The sequence below is a fragment of the Serratia sp. CY43202 genome (genome assembly GCF_052168755.1).
GTDB lineage: Bacteria > Pseudomonadota > Gammaproteobacteria > Enterobacterales > Enterobacteriaceae > Serratia > Serratia bockelmannii.
Genome location: NZ_JBJNMB010000014.1, coordinates 1 through 16186 on the forward strand (window position 1 = coordinate 1; position 16186 = coordinate 16186).

The window sequence follows — 16186 nt, forward strand, 5'->3', positions numbered from 1 at the left end:
GACAATCGGCCGATCCGGATCGCCATTAATAAAGTCCACCACCACTTCATCACCGACGCGCGGTATCTGTACGCCGGAAGCCAAGCTGGCGCTGATCCGTCAGTACCAGGCGGAAGGCCGCCTGGTGGCGATGACCGGCGACGGCACCAACGATGCCCCGGCGCTGGCGCAGGCCGATGTGGCGGTGGCGATGAACTCCGGCACCCAGGCCGCCAAAGAGGCGGGCAACATGGTCGATTTGGATTCCAACCCGACCAAGCTGATCGAAGTGGTACACATCGGCAAACAGATGCTGATGACGCGCGGCTCGCTGACCACCTTCAGCATCGCCAACGACGTGGCCAAATACTTCGCCATTATTCCGGCGGCGTTCGCGGCCACCTATCCGCAGTTGAACGCGCTGAACGTGATGCACCTGCACTCCCCGGCCTCCGCCATCATGTCGGCGGTGATCTTCAACGCCCTGGTGATCGTGTTCCTGATCCCGCTGGCGTTGAAAGGGGTGAGTTACAAACCGATGAGCGCCGCGGCCCTGCTGCGCCGCAACCTGTGGCTGTACGGGGTCGGCGGTCTGCTGGTGCCGTTCGTCGGCATCAAACTGATCGACCTGATCCTGGTCGCGCTGCACGTTGCCGGTTAACCATTGAGGGAAATGAACATGACGTATTTACGACCTGCGCTGGTGATGCTGATCCTGCTGACGCTGATCACCGGCATCGCCTATCCGCTGCTGACCACCGGGCTGGCGCAGCTGCTGTTTTCGGGCGCGGCCAACGGTTCGCTGCTGTACCAGGGCGACAAGGCGGTCGGCTCCGCACTGATCGGCCAGAACTTCACGCGCGCCGACTATTTCTGGGGCCGCCCATCGGCCACCGGCGATTCGGCCTATAATTCGCTGGCCTCCGCCGGCAGCAACCTGGCGGCCACCAACCCGGCGCTGGATAAGGCTATCGCCGAGCGCGCAGCGCAGCTGCGCCAGGCCAATCCTGCGATGAGCGGCCCGATCCCGGTCGATCTGCTGACCGCCTCCGGCAGTGGGTTGGATCCGCAGATCTCGATCGCCGCGGCGCGGTATCAGCTGGCGCGGGTCGCGGCGGCGCGTCATTTGCCGCCGGAACAGGTCGCCAAACTGATCGAAGACAACACCGATCGGGCCACGCCCAACTTCATGGGCGAATCGGTGGTGAACGTGTTGAAGCTGAACCTGGCGCTGGATGCGTTGAAGTAACGCGCCGTATTCAGCATAGTGATAGGGTTCGGCATGCCGAACCCCTTTTTGCTTGGTAACACAAGGAATTGTCATGGTCGAAGAAGAACAGCAGCGTCCCGATCCCGACAGCCTGCTGGCGCTGGCCAATGAAAAACCGCGCGGCCGGTTGAAGGTATTCTTCGGCGCCTGCGCCGGCGTCGGCAAGACCTACGCCATGCTGCAGGAGGCCCAGCGCTTGCGCGCTCAGGGGCTGGACGTGTTGGTCGGCGTGGTGGAAACCCACGGCCGCAGCGAGACCGCCGCCCTGCTCGACGGCCTGGCGCTGCTGCCGCAAAAGCGCATCCAGCATCGTGGGCGACTGGTGCAGGAATTCGACCTCGACGCCGCGTTGGCGCGCCACCCAGCGCTGATCCTGATGGACGAACTGGCGCACAGCAACGCCCACGGTTCGCGCCACCCCAAACGCTGGCAGGATGTGGAAGAGCTGCTGGACGCCGGCATCGACGTGCTGACGACCGTCAACGTGCAACATTTGGAAAGTCTGAACGACGTGGTGGGCGGCGTGACCGGCGTGCGGGTGCGCGAAACGGTGCCCGACCACGTGTTTGACGAGGCCAGCGAAGTGGTGCTGGTCGATCTGCCGCCGGACGATCTGCGCCGACGGCTGCACGAAGGCAAAGTGTATATTCCCGGCCAAGCCGAGCGCGCCATCGAGCACTTCTTCCGCAAAGGTAACCTGATCGCCCTGCGCGAGCTGGCGCTGCGCCGCACCGCCGATCGGGTCGATGACCAGATGCGCGAATTTCGTGACACTCAGGGGCGCGAGAAAGTGTGGCACACCCGCGACAGCATTCTGCTGTGCGTCGGCCACAATAGCGGCAACGAAAAGCTGGTGCGCATCGCCGCCCGGCTGGCGGCGCGGCTTGGCTGCCACTGGCATGCGGTCTACGTGGAAACCCCCAAGCTGCACCGGCTGCCGGAAAACCAGCGCCGCGCCATTCTGCGCGCGCTGCGGCTGGCGCAGGAACTGGGTGCCGAAACCGCTACCCTAGCCGATCCGTCCGAAGAGCGTGCGGTGCTGCGCTACGCCCGCGAACATAACCTCGGCAAAATCATCATCGGCCGCCGCAGCGAGCAGCGCTGGAAGCTGCGCGGCAGCTTCGCCGATCGCCTCGGCCGGCTGGGCCCGGATCTCGATCTGGTGATCGTCGCGCTGGAGAGCGACGCCGCACAGCCGCCGCCGGGCAAGGAGCACGACGGCCGCAGCTTCAATGAGAAATGGCGCATGCAGCTGCGCGGCTGCGCGGTGGCGGTGGCGCTGTGCGCGCTGATCACCCTGCTCTCGCAGTGGCTGCTGCCGGGCTTCGATCAGGCCAACCTGGTGATGGTCTACCTGCTCGGCGTGGCGATCGTCGCACTGTTCTTCGGCCGCTGGCCATCGGTGCTGGCGGCGGTGATCAACGTCGCCAGTTTCGATCTGTTCTTCGTTCAGCCCGAATGGTCGTTCGCCGTCAGCGATATGCAGTATCTGCTGACCTTCGGCGTGATGCTCGCCGTCGGCATCATCATCGGCAACCTGACCGCCGGGGTGCGTTATCAGGCCCGGGTGGCGCGCTACCGCGAGCAGCGGGCGCGCCATCTGTACGAAATGTCACGCGGGCTGAGCCGCGCGCTGACCGTGGCCGACATCGCCAACACCAGCCGTCATTTCCTCTCCAGCAGCTTCCAGGCGAAAACCGTGCTGCTGCTGCCGCAGGAAGGCGGCCGGCTGCAGCAAATGGTCGGCGAGGAAGGCGGGCTGCTGTCGGTAGACGAAGCCATCGCGCGCTGGAGTTTCGATAAAGGCTTGCCGGCCGGCGCCGGCACCGACACCCTGCCCGGCGTGCCTTACCAACTTCTACCGCTCAATACCCCCAAGCAGACCTTCGGCCTGTTGGCGATCGAGCCCAATAACCTGCGCCAGCTGATGGTGCCGGAACAGCAGCGGTTGCTGCAAACCTTCGCAGTGCTGATCGCCAGCGCGCTGGAACGATTGCACCTGGCGCGCAGCGCCGAAGAAGCCAAGCTGGACGCCGAACGCGAACAGCTGCGCAACTCGCTGCTGGCGGCGCTGTCGCACGATCTGCGCACGCCGCTGACGGTACTGTTCGGCCAGGCGGAAATCCTCACGCTGGACCTGGCGGCCGAAGGCTCCAATCACGCCACCCAGGCCAGCCAGATCCGCCAGCAGGTGCTGAGCACCACCCGGCTGGTGAACAACCTGCTGGATATGGCGCGCATCCAGTCCGGCGGTTTCAGCCTGCGCAAAGAGTGGCAGTCGCTGGAAGAGATCGTCGGCGCTTCGCTGCACATGCTGGAGCCGCTGCTCAGCCAGCATCCGATCGAGGTCGAGCTGCCGCCGGAACAGATCCTGGTCAACTGCGACGGTAGCCTGCTGGAACGGGTGTTCACCAACCTGTTGGAAAACGCCAATAAATACGCCGGCGCCGAGGCCACCATCGGCATTCGCGCCCGCACGCTGCCCGAGTGGCTGGAAGTCGAGGTCTGGGATAACGGCCCCGGCATCCCCGCCGATCAGCTGCAGCTAATTTTCGACAAGTTTTCACGCGGCAATAAAGAGTCGGCGATCCCCGGCGTCGGCTTGGGGTTAGCGATTTGTCGTGCCATTATTGAAGTGCATGACGGCCGCATCTGGGCGGAAAACGGCGCCAACGGCGGCGCCAGCTTCCGCTTCGTGCTGCCGCTGGAAAAACCGCCCGAGATCGACGGAGACGCCTTCGATCTGTAATCAACGCAGGGGAAACGTGAGCATAACGCCAACCAACATTCTGATTGTTGAAGATGAAAAAGAGATCCGCCGCTTCGTGCGCACCGCGCTGGAGAGCGAAGGCCTGCGGGTATTTGAAAGTGAAACGCTGCAGCGCGGGTTGATTGAAGCCGGCACGCGCAAACCGGATCTGATCATCCTGGATTTGGGCTTGCCGGACGGTGACGGGCTGAGCTACATCCGCGATCTGCGGCAGTGGAGCGCCATTCCGGTGATCGTGCTGTCGGCGCGCAACGCCGAAGAGGACAAGATCGCCGCGCTGGATGCCGGCGCCGACGACTACCTCAGCAAACCGTTCGGCATCGGCGAGCTGCTGGCGCGGGTGCGGGTCGCACTGCGCCGCCACTCAGCTAACCAACAGGAAAGCCCGCTGGTGAGCTTTTCGGCGATTACCGTCGATCTGGTGAATCGCCGGGTGCTGCGCAACGACGAAGATCTGCATCTGACGCCGATCGAGTTTCGCCTGCTGGCGGAGCTGCTGGCCAACGCCGGCAAGGTGATCACCCAACGCCAGCTGTTGAGCCACGTCTGGGGGCCGAACTACGTGGAGCACAGCCACTATCTGCGCATCTACATGGGCCATTTGCGGCAGAAGCTCGAAGCCGATCCGGCCCGGCCCAAACACCTGCTGACCGAAACCGGCGTCGGCTATCGCTTCATGCCTTAACCCCGGTGGGCGCGGTTTGCCGCGCCTTTACGCCGCCGGGCCCTTCTTCAATCCGACCATAAATTCCTTAAACGCCTCGCGCAGCGGAGCGAACACCGGGTGTTTGCGGTTTTCGATCATCACTTCGGAGAACAGCTTCAATCCTACGGCGAAGGCCGCGCTCTGCTCGGGGCCGAAGTTCAGATCGTCACGCGCCCGAATGCGCTCGACGATCTCGAGAATATCGTCGTGGTTGGTCACCTCAAAACTCAGCGGTGCTTTCTCGACGGGGTTGCCCTGGCGATCGCTCAGGGCTTCAACGGTAATGTTAAAACGGTGGCCGGGCATCAGTTCTTCTCCTGCTGCGTGGGTTGAATATGCATTTCGCTTTCGATCGCCGCCACGGCGGTCAGCAACGCGGCGTTGATGCGCTCCACCTGCTGCGGCGTGAGATCGGCGCGCATCACGTTGCCGCGCAGCAGGCTGCGCAGACGGTTCATGGCGTCGTAGATGCCTTCCGCCAGGTTGCCGTGCCGATGATGCTCGCGGCCGGCGCCCGCCAGGCGCGCCAGAATGACGTCAACCACCTGTTGATGCTTTTGCAGCTCGCCCTCGCCCGCCACGGTGATACGGTAGCTTTTGCGGCCGTTGCCGGTGGTGAGCGGCTCAAGGAAATCCTGCTCTTCCAGCAGCGTCAGCGTGGGGTAAATCACCCCCGGGCTCGGCACGTACAGGCCGGATGACGCTTCCTCGATCGCCTTGATCAATTCGTACCCGTGGCTGGGCTTGCGCGCCACCAGCGCCAGCAACACCAGGCGCAGATCGCCGTGTTCGAACAGACGATGACGCCCGCCCCGGCCACCACGCCCACCTCGGCCGTGTTCTTCGCCTTCGCCGCCGAAGTGATGGCGCCCGCCGCGATGACGGCGGCCCTCTTCGCACTCATGATGGTGGTGGTGATGCCGGTGTAAACCTAATCGATGAAACATAAGGTGATACCTCGCTTAACAGTGAACATCAATACGAGGTTGTTTAGATATATCTAAACAGCGTCGATAGCGCTAATCTAGATCGATATATCTAAATGCGCAAGCACGTACCGTGAAAAAGATATATCTAAATTACAGGCATAAAAAAAGCGCTGTAAAAACAGCGCTTTTTATCCATCAAGAAAAGCGATTACTTGGCGGAAGCCAGCACTTCGCTGACGATCTCGACCGCTTCGTGCTCAATCTTCTCGCGGTGTTCCGCCCCGAGGAAGCTCTCGCAGTAGATCTTGTAAGCCTCTTCAGTACCGGAAGGACGGGCCGCGAACCAGCCATTGTCAGTCATCACTTTCAAGCCGCCGATCGACGCGCCGTTGCCCGGCGCCGCGGTCAGACGTGCGGTGATCGGATCCCCGCCCAGCGTACTGGCCTTGACCATCTCCGGCGACAGTTTGGACAGCGCCGCTTTCTGCGCATGGGTTGCCGGCGCCTGGATGCGGTTGTAGCTCGGCGCGCCGAAGCGCTTGGCCAGATCGTCATAATGATGCTGCGGGTTCTCACCGGTTACCGCGGTGATTTCAGCCGCCAGCAGGCACATGATGATACCGTCTTTGTCGGTCGACCACGGCTGGCCGTTGAAGCGCAGGAACGAGGCCCCGGCGCTTTCTTCGCCGCCGAAGCCCAGGCTGCCGTCGAACAGGCCGTCCACGAACCACTTGAAGCCGACCGGCACTTCCACCAGCTTGCGCCCCAGGTCAGCCACCACGCGGTCGATCATCGCGCTGGATACCAGCGTTTTACCTACCGCCACATCGGCGCCCCACTGTGGGCGATGTTGGAACAGGTAGTTGATGGCTACCGCCAGGTAGTGGTTCGGGTTCATCAGCCCCTTCGGCGTGACGATGCCATGGCGGTCGTAATCCGGATCGTTGGCGAACGCCAGATCGAATTTGTCGCGCAGCGCCAGCAGGCCGGCCATCGCCGACTCGGACGAGCAGTCCATGCGGATGATGCCGTCATGGTCCAGGTGCATAAAGCGGAAGGTCTGATCGATGGAGTCGTTCACCAGCGTCAGATCCAGCTTGTAGTGTTCCGCCACCCGCTGCCAATAGGCGATGCCGGAGCCGCCGAGCGGATCCACGCCCAGCTTCAGGCCGGCGCGTTGAATGGCCGGCATGTCGACCACGTCAACCAGGCCTTCGACATAAGGCTGCACCAGATCTTTGGCATGCAGGTGGCCGCTGTTCCAGGCCTTATCCAGCGACTGACGCTGAACGCCTTTCAACTGCTGCGCCAGCAGTTCGTTGGCGCGCTTCTCGATCACTGACGTCAGGTTGGTGTCAGCCGGGCCGCCGTTCGGCGGATTGTATTTGATACCGCCATCTTCCGGCGGGTTATGGGACGGCGTAATGACGATGCCGTCGGCCTGAGCGCCGCCGCGGCGGTTGTGGCACAGAATGGCGTGCGATACCGCCGGCGTTGGCGTGAAGCCGTTGTTTTCCTGCACGATCACATCGACGCCGTTGGCGGTCAGCACTTCCAGCACGGAAATGAAGGCCGGCTCGGACAGTGCATGGGTGTCTTTGCCCACGTAGCACGGGCCGGTAGTGCCTTGCTGATGACGAACTTCGGCGATCGCCTGAGCGATGGCGAGGATGTGCGCTTCGTTGAAGCTGTGGCGCTGCGCGCTGCCGCGGTGGCCGGAGGTACCAAACTTCACCGCATGTGCGGCATTGCCGGCTTCCGGTTGCAGCACATAGTACTGCGACGTCAGCTGGGCTACGTTGATCAGATCGCTTTGGCGGGCGGGCTGCCCGGCACGTGGATTATTCGCCATCGACATATCTCCCTCATCCCTGTCGGTGACCGGGCAAATACGTCGTGCACGGCCATCATGACGGGCTGTTCGCTAAATTAGACGGTACCGCAAACTTTCTCGATCAGTTCCGCCGGGAACTGCATCGCCTGCATGATGTGTTCGATCATGCTGCGCTTGCGGCCGGTATTGGTATTGGTGATCACCCAGTAAGGGGTGCCCGGTACATGCTTCGGCTTGGTGTGCGTGCCGTTGGCCAGCAGAGTCTGCTGATCGCCGGCGAAATAGGTGCGGGTACGGCCGGTCAACGCCTCGGTAGCGGCGGCGAAACCGGCGGCATCGAGGGTGTACAGCGTGGACAGCACCAGCATGAAACGGTTGACCGCTTTGTTCTGCTCGGCGTATTCATCCGACAGCAGCAGTTCACGCACGGCGCGTACGCGATCGCGCGGACGCTGAGCCGGCACCGCTTTTTCCAGCTCGACGGACTGTGACGCACTGGCGGCAGGCAACGCGCGCACCGGTTGCCCGGCGGTGAATTTCAACATGCGGCGTAAAATATCGGACGCGCTTTCACCGATGTGTTGCGTGTGGCTGGCAATATAACGGTAAAGCTCTTCGTCGACTTCAATAGTTTTCATCTTTATCCAATACTGTTTTTTCTACTTAGAACCTGAAGCCAGATCCTGCATTCAAGCCATGGGATTATAAGGTTAAAAGCGCTGGGGCGAACACAACAATGTGCCTCCGGACGGCAAATGCAGACTAATACCTATAGCCGGCACTGCCAAGCCCGCGCCGCGAAAATTCCGCATGATTCATCGTGCGATTCAATCATGATACCCTAATCTGAATCTCTCTCAGTATGAACTTCGCCATGAAATTACATTATCAACTGCTGGCCGCCGAGTCAGACGCGCTGCCGGTGCTGCTGATCCACGGGCTGTTCGGCAATCTGGACAACCTGGGCGTGCTGGCGCGCGATCTGCATAAACAGCACAGTGTGATCAAGGTCGATCTGCGCAACCACGGCCTCTCCCCGCGCGCCGACGACATGAACTACCCCGCCATGGCGCAGGATCTGCTGGCGCTGCTCGACGAACTGCAGCTGGAAAAAGCGATCGTCATCGGCCATTCGATGGGCGGCAAAGCGGCGATGGCGCTGACCGCCATCGCGCCCGAGCGCATCGCCAGGCTGATCGTCATCGACGTCGCGCCCGTGGATTACCAAACCCGCCGCCACGACGAGATCTTCGCCGCGCTGAAGGCCGTCAGCGCCGCCGGCATTACCCAGCGCCAGGCGGCTGCCCAACTGATGCGCGACTACCTGCAGGAAGAAGGCGTGATCCAGTTCCTGCTGAAGTCCTTCCACAACGGTGAATGGCGCTTCAACCTGCCGGTACTGATCGAACGCTACGCAGACATTACCGGCTGGCAGGAAGTCCCGGCCTGGCCACACCCGACCCTGTTCATTCGCGGCGGCCTGTCGCCGTACGTGCAGGACAGCTACCGTGCAGACATCGCCCGCCAGTTCCCGCAGGCCCGCGCACACGTCGTCGCCGGCACCGGCCATTGGGTGCACGCCGAAAAACCGGAAGCGGTGCTGCGCGCCATCCACCGTTTCCTCGGCGAAGCCTGAAAAATACGTTAATCTGGCGAAAAAACGCGCTAAAGATAACGGCTTAGCGCGTTTAGCCCGCAGTTAGGCATTGTCGCCGCTCCATCTGCTGGGGTAATATGGCGCGCTATAATTTTGCCGCCGCGCCAGCGCGTTCGCGAACGCCGGTTCGGGGGTGAATTTGGGTTAGGGTTTATTGGCCCGAAGTGTGTTAACCGATGCCTCCGGAAGCGTGCGAGCGCTTTTTGATGCAAACTCCCTTGCAGTACCGCTACCTATGGCAAAAGAACAAACGGATCGCACGACGCTGGATCTGTTCGCAGATGAACGCCGTCCGGGGCGCCCGAAAACCAACCCGCTTTCCCGCGATGAACAGCTTAGAATCAATAAGCGCAATCAGTTACGGCGCGATAAAGTGCGTGGATTGCGACGCGTAGAGCTGAAAATCAACGCGGACGCGGTGGATGCCCTGAACAAACTGGCGGAACAGCGCAACATCAGCCGCAGCGAACTCATCGAGCAGATGCTGTTGGCACAACTGGCGGAAGAACAGCCGGAACATTGATCTCTTCGGCCGCACGCGCGGCGCGGCGTTAAGGACAACGCCGGATCGACCCCGCTTTTCTTCATTCTCCGGCATCGCATAAATGCGATAAAACCCCGGTGCCACTTTCTGGCATGATACGCATTTACCGGTAAGAGACTGCGCCTGTCGGCGCCCGCCCCGGAGGCGAAAGGCTCTTGCCATAGCATCATTTTAATCGGCGTCAGCGGCGGCAGTGCTGGCATCGAGTAATGCAATTACTTGAATTTAAAGGTTATACGCGATATGGCTACTGTAGGCATTTTCTTTGGCAGCGACACTGGCAATACCGAAAACATTGCCAAAATGATCCAGAAAATTCTCCAGAAACAGTTTGGCGACGACGTCTCTGAAGTGCATGACATCGCTAAAAGCAGCAAAGAAGACCTGGAAGGGTTCGATATCCTGCTGCTGGGTATCCCGACCTGGTACTACGGTGAAGCGCAGTGTGACTGGGATGATTTCTTCCCGACGCTGGAAGAAGTCGACTTCAACGGCAAACTGGTGGCGCTGTTCGGCTGCGGCGACCAGGAAGACTACGCGGAATACTTCTGTGACGCGATGGGCACCATCCGCGACATCATCGAACCGCGCGGCGCAGCCATCGTGGGCCACTGGCCGACCAAAGGCTACCACTTCGAGGCCTCCAAAGGCCTGGCGGACGACGATCACTTCATCGGTCTGGCGATCGACGAAGACCGTCAGCCGGAGCTGACCAACGAGCGCGTGGACGCTTGGGTCAAACAGATTGTCGAAGAGCTGAGCCTGGCCGATATCGTCGGCTAAACCCCGGCACTGGCGAAAGGTTGAACAAAGGCCCTGTAAAGTGCATAGTGTGCCGACAGGGCCGTCATCGGCAACAGGGATTGCTGCGATAGAAGCTACAGATTTGTAACTTCCCACCCCGTCACGGTAGACTGAGATATCGGTTTATCCCATCCATCAAGGCGTTGCATGCAAAACATGCAATAGTGCAATTATATCTTTGTTAACAACCGGCGGTTTCCATTTAGTACAACCGGTTCTATAATGAGACGCATTAACTCTTTGTGCCGACCGATGCCACAGGCGAGTACGCCTCAACTTGATTAGCATAGTAACAGGACTGAATTCGCATGACCGACAACAACATCGCATTGAAGAAGGCCGGCTTAAAAGTCACGCTTCCGCGACTCAAAATCCTGGAAGTACTGCAAAATCCGGAATGCCATCACGTCAGTGCGGAAGATTTGTACAAAAAACTGATTGATATGGGCGAAGAGATCGGGCTGGCAACGGTTTATCGCGTACTGAACCAGTTTGACGATGCGGGCATTGTGACACGTCACAATTTCGAAGGCGGCAAGTCCGTGTTCGAGCTGACCCAACAGCATCACCACGATCACCTGATTTGCCTGGACTGCGGCAAAGTGATCGAATTCAGCGACGAATCCATCGAAGTGCGCCAGCGTGATATCGCCAAGCAACACGGTATCAAGCTCACCAACCACAGCCTGTACCTGTACGGCCACTGTGAAACCGGTGACTGCCGCGAAGACGAAACGCTGCACGACAAGAAGTAAGCCCTGACCGGCTATGAAAAACCGCCTCACACCGAGGCGGTTTTTTTATGCCCGCCGTACAGCAGACAAAAAAATCCCCGGACAAGCCGGGGGAAAATCATGTCATGAAATATCACAATTGCAGCGGCACAGCGACTCCACGTACTACTCTCACTACAACGTCCGCCCTACGCCGACACGCGTGGGCGAACGCATTCCCCCTTCGTTATACGGCCGCCGCCAGGGCAGCGGGCCGTTGCACCGGGCTTAGACCTTCTCGGCGCGGCTGTAGCGTTTGCCGTCCGGGCTGACCGAACGCACCTGCACTTCACCGGAGATCGCCGGCTTGGCCTTGGCATCATAGCGCTGCCACTGCTTGCCACCGTCGGTGGAGTACTCGATGCCCAACCCCGGCAGCGCGATATTCGCCTCCAGCTTGCCGCCCGCTACGCGTGCGCCCGGTACCGGCAGACGGTAAGCGACGCCGCCCTTGTCCAGCTTGGCCAGTTCACGCTGGCCCAGGATATTGGCAAAGCGCAGCCAGTCTTTCTCCAGCGTCTTGGTATCGACAAAGTGGGTTTCCCCGCCTTTGTATTCGCGGCCGGCGCGATAGTCCTGCTCCCAACCGGCGCGGTGCCAGGCACGTTCTGCCACCGAGAGCGCGCGTGGGAAGATCATGTATTCCATCTGCGGGTCGGTGCGCTGGGTTTCGCTCCACAGCTGAGCGGACAGCCCGTAGGCGCCCGGCCACGGCTTGTCGCTCTTGGCGTTGAAGTGGTTGCCGTCTCGGTCAACCGAGGTTTCCGCGTTCTGCGGCATGTTGTCCGGCGCGAAGCTGAACACCTTGCGTTCGTCGCTGAAGCGGGTACCCCAGTAGTAACCGCGCTCGTCCGGGTTCACCTCGTAAGGGAAGTCCATATAGACGTAGTCCGGGTTGGAGACCACCACTTCATACCCTTTATTGGCCCAGTCGTTGACACTGTCGAAACCGCCCCAGTACAGGGTGTCCCAGAAGTTGACGCCCACGCGCGAGGTGGCGAACGCCTTCGAACTCTCGGCGTCTTTCAGGCCGTCTTGCCAGGCCTGCATTCTGTCGATGCCGTGCGCTTTCACCAGCTTGCTGACCTCTTGGCCAAAGTAGCTCGGCAGGTGCTCCATGTCGGCCACCTTGCCCTCTTTGATCATCGTCTGGCAAACCTGCGACTTGGCCCACGGCTTATCTTCGTTGCTCTGATCGATGATGCCTTTGCCCGGCTCCGGTTTCGCCTTGTCGGTATAGCCGGCGCCCAGGCGAATGTTTTTCGCTTCGTCGCCGCCGAAGTGCCAGGTCTTGATCGGCTGGCCGGCCTCTTTATGCATCTGGGCGATCTCGCCGATCACCTTGTCGACAAAGCGCTGGGAAGAGTCCAGGCACGGGTTCAGGTAGCTCTGGCGGTTAAAGAACTGCACGGAGGTGGTGTTGGAGGTATCGGTCGGATCCACCAGGCGGAATTCGTTGGCCTCCTGCTCTTTCCCGGCGGCATGCAGCTTTTTATAGCGCGCTTCCATCGAGACCACCGCGGCGCGGGCGTGTGCCGGCATGTCGATCTCCGGGATCACCTCAATCTGGCGCGCCTGAGCGTATTTGATGATGTCGATATAGTCCTGACGGCTGAAGAAGCCGCTGTAGACGTCCGGCCCCTGGCCGTACTGCGGCAGCAGGCAGGTGGTTTCGCTCAGATCGTGGCAGCGCTGGCCGCCGACTTCCGTCAGCTCCGGCAAACCGGGGATCTCGATGCGCCAGCCTTCGTCATCGCTCAGGTGGAAGTGGAATTTGTTGAGCTTGTAGGCCGCCATCTGATCCAGCAGGCGCAGCACCGCATCCTTCTTATGGAAGTTGCGCGCCACGTCGAGGAAAATGCCGCGATACTGGAAGCGCGGCGCGTCGCTGGCGTCCAGCGTGGCGATCTTGCCGCTGCCGTCGCTCGGCACTAACGACAGGATCGACTGCAGCCCGTAGAACACCCCGGCCTGATCGAAGCCGATCACCCGCGCCTCTTTCTTGCCAATTTTCAGCTCATAGGCACCCGGCACCGCCATCGCGCCTTTAAATTTGCCCGGCTGGATGTCGGTTTTGATCGGGTAACCGTTGGCCTGAACCGGCACGCCCAGCAGCGCGAAGCGCTGGTTGACGACGTCCGCCGCCGGCTTAACCAGCGTGCTCAGATCCGGCGATACCCCTTTGCGCAGATCGACGTCCTGCGCGTGAACCTTCACCTGCATCGGCGTCGGCACGATCTGGCCGCGCAGCGCACCGGCAGGCAGCGTCTGCAGATCGGCATTGCTGACAAAGCGCGAAGCCGGCGTCATCAGAATGTTTTTGTCGTCCTTGGTGCGCTTCCACTGGTCGCCGGTGAACGGCGCCACAAACTGATCCAGGTTTTCGGTGTCGGTATTCGCCAGCATTTTCGGCTTAGCGTCGCCGGAGGTGGCATACCAGCGCGGCAGGAAGTCGTTTCTGAACAGCTGCCAATATTCGGCGACCACCGGGATTTCCACCGCCTTACCGGCCGGGAAGCCGCTGAATTTGGCGGTCGGCTCCAGCTTGTACAGATCGCCGGTGAGGTGAGCGATCTTGAACTGGTCGTTGTCTACCCGCAGGGTCTGGCGCGGGCTGTGGAAATAGATGACCCAGTCTTTGCCGTCGATCGCCTGGCCGTCGTTGCTGAGGGTGAACAACACCCGGTTGCAAGAGGCCCAGTCAGCGCCCAGCGCCGCGCAATCCACGCCGTTTTCGCCGGCGCGGTTATCCAGCATTTTCACGTTCAGCTTCAGCTGGCTAAGCTGATCCACCAGCTGTTGATCGGCCATGGCGCTCCCCATGCCGCCCAGGAATCCCATCGTTGCCGTCAAGGCGGCAAGCGCGCTCAGTTTGAATGCGTTCATCTTCTTATCCTTCTTAATTATTGTTATCGCGAATTTCTTGCCACAGCTTGCCGCACTTGGCGTCGTAAGCCTGACCGTTACCGCTGTGCACCGCCATAATGCAGTTCTGATAATCCATCACCCGCACCGTTTCCTGCGCGGCGAACTGCTGGTGCTGCTTCTCTTGTTTCAGCACGTTCAGCACCGCCTTACAGGGCTGCAGACGCTCCGGCGAGCCTTCGGCAGTGTTGATGCAGGCGCTGTAAGCCTGCTTCAACTTGGCGTCTTCCGGCGGCGCGGTGGGTTGCGCGCAGGCGCTCAGGGCCGCAGCGGCCGCCAACATCAGCATGATTTTTTTCATCGTTGAATTCCCTTAACTGCCCCGGCGGCGAGGCCGGGGAACGCATCAGAAGATGGTGAATGGCGCGATGACCATGAACTTGACGTCTTTCTCGTCCTGGAAGATGTTGCCGTAACCGCCGCCCCAGCTCGGGATGTTGGTGTGGTTGTCATACTGGGTGTAGTGCAGTTTGATCAGGGTGCCCTTGGCGCGCCCTTCCTGGATGGTATACATCGCGTCCAGGCTCCAGGCGCTCTCTTTCAGGCGCTGGCTCTGATCGTAGATCGGGTTGGTGCTCGGCTTGGCGTCCCAGGCGTAAACGTAGGAGCCGCCGACCGCCATGCCCGGCAGGTTCCAGTTGCTGAGGTCATACATCACGCCGGCATACACCGCTTTTTCGCCGTTGGCGTTAAAGTCGGAGCGGTTATCCCACCACACGTCCAGGCGACCGTTTGACGAGGCGTAGGTCGGGGTCATACGTTGCAGGAAGAAGCCCTGATTGCCTTCCGCCTTGACCATGGTGCCTTCCAGACGCCAGTTGAACTGGCCGGTGGTGTAACCGAAGGTCAACGCCTGCAGCCAGGCCAGGCCGTCGTAGATGCTGTTCGGATCGTTCTTGTTGCTGATGCGGTCTTCCGCGCCATAGAACTGGTAACTGGTGGTCAGCGGGTTGCCCAGCAGATCGAATTTGTAAGACGCCTTGGTGAAGTACTGATTCACGTACCCCTGGGCCTGGCCGTAAGCGGCTTCCAGCACCAGATCGTTTTTGAAATCGTACTTGGCGCCCAGCGAGTGCAGGTAGGAGACGCGGGTTTTCTTGTCGTTCTGACGGAAGTCATCCACCTCGATATGCCACGGCGCTTTGTATTTGTCGGCCCACATGTAGGAGAAGCTCAACGCGCCGGCATCGCCGTAGTCGAACTTGGCACCGGCTTCAGCCCCCTGATAGGTGCCCGGCATAAAGCTCCAGTGCGGCGCCAGCAGGGTTTGGCCGCTCGGCTGAATGTAACCGGCGCGCGCCCAGACCGGGCCGTATTTGAATTTAGCGGCGGCTTTGTACAGGCTGACGCCACCTTTGTCACCGGAATAGTCTTCGTCGTAGGTACGGTTTTTAGAGGAGAACGCGATCTCGTTCGGGTGGCCGCTGGCGCTGGATTCCGCCAGCTCGATGGCGGTAAAGGCGCCGACGTCCAGACCGAACATGTCCCAGGCGTAGCCCGACGCGAAATCCAGGCTCAGGTTGGCGGTGGAGTGCGACAGGTTGGTGGTGTATTGGTTGTAATCCTTGCTGTCCGGATTGAGATCTTTACGGTCGCGCTCACGTTGCCAGTAATAAATGCCGCCGGTCAGCGTGGAATCATCGATAAACCCTGCGGCTTTCGCCTCAGGCGCCATGGCAAACCCTGTTCCCAACAGCGCGCCCGCGACTGCGAGCGCCAGCGTTTTACGCTGAGCACCGTGCGTACCCATAGTGAAATTCCTCTTTGACTTAACTTAAAAGTTGCAGCCGCCTGTGTTCACCACTGCCCTGCACGACTGCCAATAAAAAACCCGAACGGGTAAAAAATATTGCCGACGAGATGTTATTCCCACAGCACTAATTGCTACAGACAGACTATTTTTCGCGACGCGAATTATCAAATGAAAAATGCGGAAGATTTGTCAAAGTATGACAAGGAGCACATATCAGTGATATTTTGTTACGCCGGCGATCA

At 60.4% G+C, this 16186-nt stretch carries 14 protein-coding genes and 2 pseudogenes; 8 read left to right on the forward strand and 8 right to left on the reverse strand.

All coding sequences use genetic code 11. The annotated features are described in order from the left end of the window. Positions 1 to 78 (reverse strand): annotated as a pseudogene (locus ACJ8J5_RS23610) (phage baseplate assembly protein V); the annotation flags it as partial. On the opposite strand from ACJ8J5_RS23610, the pseudogene ACJ8J5_RS23615 reads away from it, so the two are divergent. The 4 genes and pseudogenes from ACJ8J5_RS23615 to kdpE all read left to right on the forward strand — a co-directional run. Continuing rightward, positions 71 to 640: pseudogene (locus tag ACJ8J5_RS23615) on the forward strand (HAD-IC family P-type ATPase); the annotation flags it as partial. The pseudogenes ACJ8J5_RS23610 and ACJ8J5_RS23615 overlap by 8 nt on opposite strands. Positions 641 to 658: 18 nt before the next feature. Continuing rightward, positions 659 to 1228: a potassium-transporting ATPase subunit KdpC gene (kdpC, locus tag ACJ8J5_RS23620; RefSeq protein ID WP_025301867.1), complete on the forward strand. Its 570-nt coding sequence runs from the start codon at positions 659 to 661 to the stop codon at positions 1226 to 1228. A 73-nt stretch (positions 1229 to 1301) separates the two neighbouring features. Further along, positions 1302 to 3998, forward strand: coding sequence for a two-component system sensor histidine kinase KdpD (gene kdpD, locus ACJ8J5_RS23625; protein ID WP_049208642.1), 2697 nt, complete (start codon positions 1302 to 1304; stop codon positions 3996 to 3998). Positions 3999 to 4014: 16 nt separating this feature from the next. After that, positions 4015 to 4704 carry a two-component system response regulator KdpE gene (kdpE, locus tag ACJ8J5_RS23630; protein ID WP_016928747.1) on the forward strand — a complete coding sequence of 230 codons (690 nt, stop codon included), beginning with the start codon at positions 4015 to 4017 and terminating at the stop codon, positions 4702 to 4704. A 27-nt stretch (positions 4705 to 4731) separates the two neighbouring features. Here the strand turns inward: kdpE and ACJ8J5_RS23635 are convergent, their stop codons facing one another. The 4 genes from ACJ8J5_RS23635 to seqA all read right to left on the reverse strand — a co-directional run bounded on the left by ACJ8J5_RS23635 (position 4732) and on the right by seqA (position 8126). Continuing rightward, positions 4732 to 5031 (reverse strand): DUF3861 domain-containing protein, encoded by a 300-nt coding sequence (locus tag ACJ8J5_RS23635; RefSeq protein WP_004939927.1) that lies wholly within the window; start codon positions 5029 to 5031, stop codon positions 4732 to 4734. Further along, a complete protein-coding gene (locus ACJ8J5_RS23640; RefSeq protein WP_025301865.1) occupies positions 5031 to 5672 on the reverse strand; it encodes a PadR family transcriptional regulator in 642 nt (213 codons plus the stop codon). The genes ACJ8J5_RS23635 and ACJ8J5_RS23640 overlap by 1 nt, the downstream gene beginning before the upstream one ends. Before the next feature lie 190 nt (positions 5673 to 5862). Further along, positions 5863 to 7506, reverse strand: a complete 1644-nt coding sequence (gene pgm, locus ACJ8J5_RS23645) for a phosphoglucomutase (alpha-D-glucose-1,6-bisphosphate-dependent) (protein WP_016928750.1) — start codon at positions 7504 to 7506, stop codon at positions 5863 to 5865. Between the two features lie 77 nt (positions 7507 to 7583). Next, positions 7584 to 8126: a replication initiation negative regulator SeqA gene (gene seqA, locus ACJ8J5_RS23650; RefSeq protein WP_025301864.1), complete on the reverse strand. Its 543-nt coding sequence runs from the start codon at positions 8124 to 8126 to the stop codon at positions 7584 to 7586. 224 nt (positions 8127 to 8350) lie between these two features. On the opposite strand from seqA, the gene ybfF reads away from it, so the two are divergent. The 4 genes from ybfF (at position 8351) to fur (ending at position 11248) form a co-directional block, all read left to right on the forward strand. Then, a complete protein-coding gene (gene ybfF / locus ACJ8J5_RS23655; RefSeq protein WP_025301863.1) occupies positions 8351 to 9124 on the forward strand; it encodes an esterase in 774 nt (257 codons plus the stop codon). A 256-nt stretch (positions 9125 to 9380) separates the two neighbouring features. Continuing rightward, positions 9381 to 9668, forward strand: a complete 288-nt coding sequence (gene ybfE / locus ACJ8J5_RS23660; protein ID WP_004939936.1) for a LexA regulated protein — start codon at positions 9381 to 9383, stop codon at positions 9666 to 9668. Positions 9669 to 9932: 264 nt separating this feature from the next. Next, the gene (gene fldA / locus ACJ8J5_RS23665; protein ID WP_025301862.1) at positions 9933 to 10472 is read left to right on the forward strand and encodes a flavodoxin FldA; all 540 of its coding nucleotides are present in this window, start codon (positions 9933 to 9935) and stop codon (positions 10470 to 10472) included. 329 nt (positions 10473 to 10801) lie between these two features. Continuing rightward, positions 10802 to 11248 (forward strand): ferric iron uptake transcriptional regulator, encoded by a 447-nt coding sequence (gene fur, locus ACJ8J5_RS23670; protein WP_019454058.1) that lies wholly within the window; start codon positions 10802 to 10804, stop codon positions 11246 to 11248. A 246-nt stretch (positions 11249 to 11494) separates the two neighbouring features. Here fur and ACJ8J5_RS23675 read toward each other — a convergent pair whose 3' ends face one another. The 3 genes from ACJ8J5_RS23675 to chiP are packed head-to-tail and all read right to left on the reverse strand — an operon-like array spanning position 11495 to position 15941. Then, on the reverse strand, positions 11495 to 14152 hold the full coding sequence (locus ACJ8J5_RS23675) for a beta-N-acetylhexosaminidase (RefSeq protein WP_173889352.1): 2658 nt from the start codon (positions 14150 to 14152) through the stop codon (positions 11495 to 11497). Positions 14153 to 14165: 13 nt separating this feature from the next. Further along, positions 14166 to 14492, reverse strand: a complete 327-nt coding sequence (gene chiQ, locus ACJ8J5_RS23680) for a ChiQ/YbfN family lipoprotein (protein WP_025301860.1) — start codon at positions 14490 to 14492, stop codon at positions 14166 to 14168. Between the two features lie 45 nt (positions 14493 to 14537). Then, positions 14538 to 15941, reverse strand: a complete 1404-nt coding sequence (gene chiP, locus ACJ8J5_RS23685) for a chitoporin ChiP (RefSeq protein ID WP_173889350.1) — start codon at positions 15939 to 15941, stop codon at positions 14538 to 14540. Between the last annotated feature and the right edge of the window lie 245 nt (positions 15942 to 16186).

What these genes read in the sequence shown, in the direction of transcription:
- kdpC (WP_025301867.1), top strand. Translation starts at nt 659, where the DNA reads ATGACGTATTTACGACCTGCGCTGGTGATGCTGATCCTGCTGACGCTG.
- kdpD (WP_049208642.1), top strand. Translation starts at nt 1,302, where the DNA reads ATGGTCGAAGAAGAACAGCAGCGTCCCGATCCCGACAGCCTGCTGGCG.
- ACJ8J5_RS23635 (WP_004939927.1), bottom strand. Translation starts at nt 5,031, where the DNA reads ATGCCCGGCCACCGTTTTAACATTACCGTTGAAGCCCTGAGCGATCGC.
- ACJ8J5_RS23640 (WP_025301865.1), bottom strand. Translation starts at nt 5,672, where the DNA reads ATGTTTCATCGATTAGGTTTACACCGGCATCACCACCACCATCATGAG.
- pgm (WP_016928750.1), bottom strand. Translation starts at nt 7,506, where the DNA reads ATGGCGAATAATCCACGTGCCGGGCAGCCCGCCCGCCAAAGCGATCTG.
- seqA (WP_025301864.1), bottom strand. Translation starts at nt 8,126, where the DNA reads ATGAAAACTATTGAAGTCGACGAAGAGCTTTACCGTTATATTGCCAGC.
- ybfF (WP_025301863.1), top strand. Translation starts at nt 8,351, where the DNA reads ATGAACTTCGCCATGAAATTACATTATCAACTGCTGGCCGCCGAGTCA.
- ybfE (WP_004939936.1), top strand. Translation starts at nt 9,381, where the DNA reads ATGGCAAAAGAACAAACGGATCGCACGACGCTGGATCTGTTCGCAGAT.
- fldA (WP_025301862.1), top strand. Translation starts at nt 9,933, where the DNA reads ATGGCTACTGTAGGCATTTTCTTTGGCAGCGACACTGGCAATACCGAA.
- fur (WP_019454058.1), top strand. Translation starts at nt 10,802, where the DNA reads ATGACCGACAACAACATCGCATTGAAGAAGGCCGGCTTAAAAGTCACG.
- ACJ8J5_RS23675 (WP_173889352.1), bottom strand. Translation starts at nt 14,152, where the DNA reads ATGAACGCATTCAAACTGAGCGCGCTTGCCGCCTTGACGGCAACGATG.
- chiQ (WP_025301860.1), bottom strand. Translation starts at nt 14,492, where the DNA reads ATGAAAAAAATCATGCTGATGTTGGCGGCCGCTGCGGCCCTGAGCGCC.
- chiP (WP_173889350.1), bottom strand. Translation starts at nt 15,941, where the DNA reads ATGGGTACGCACGGTGCTCAGCGTAAAACGCTGGCGCTCGCAGTCGCG.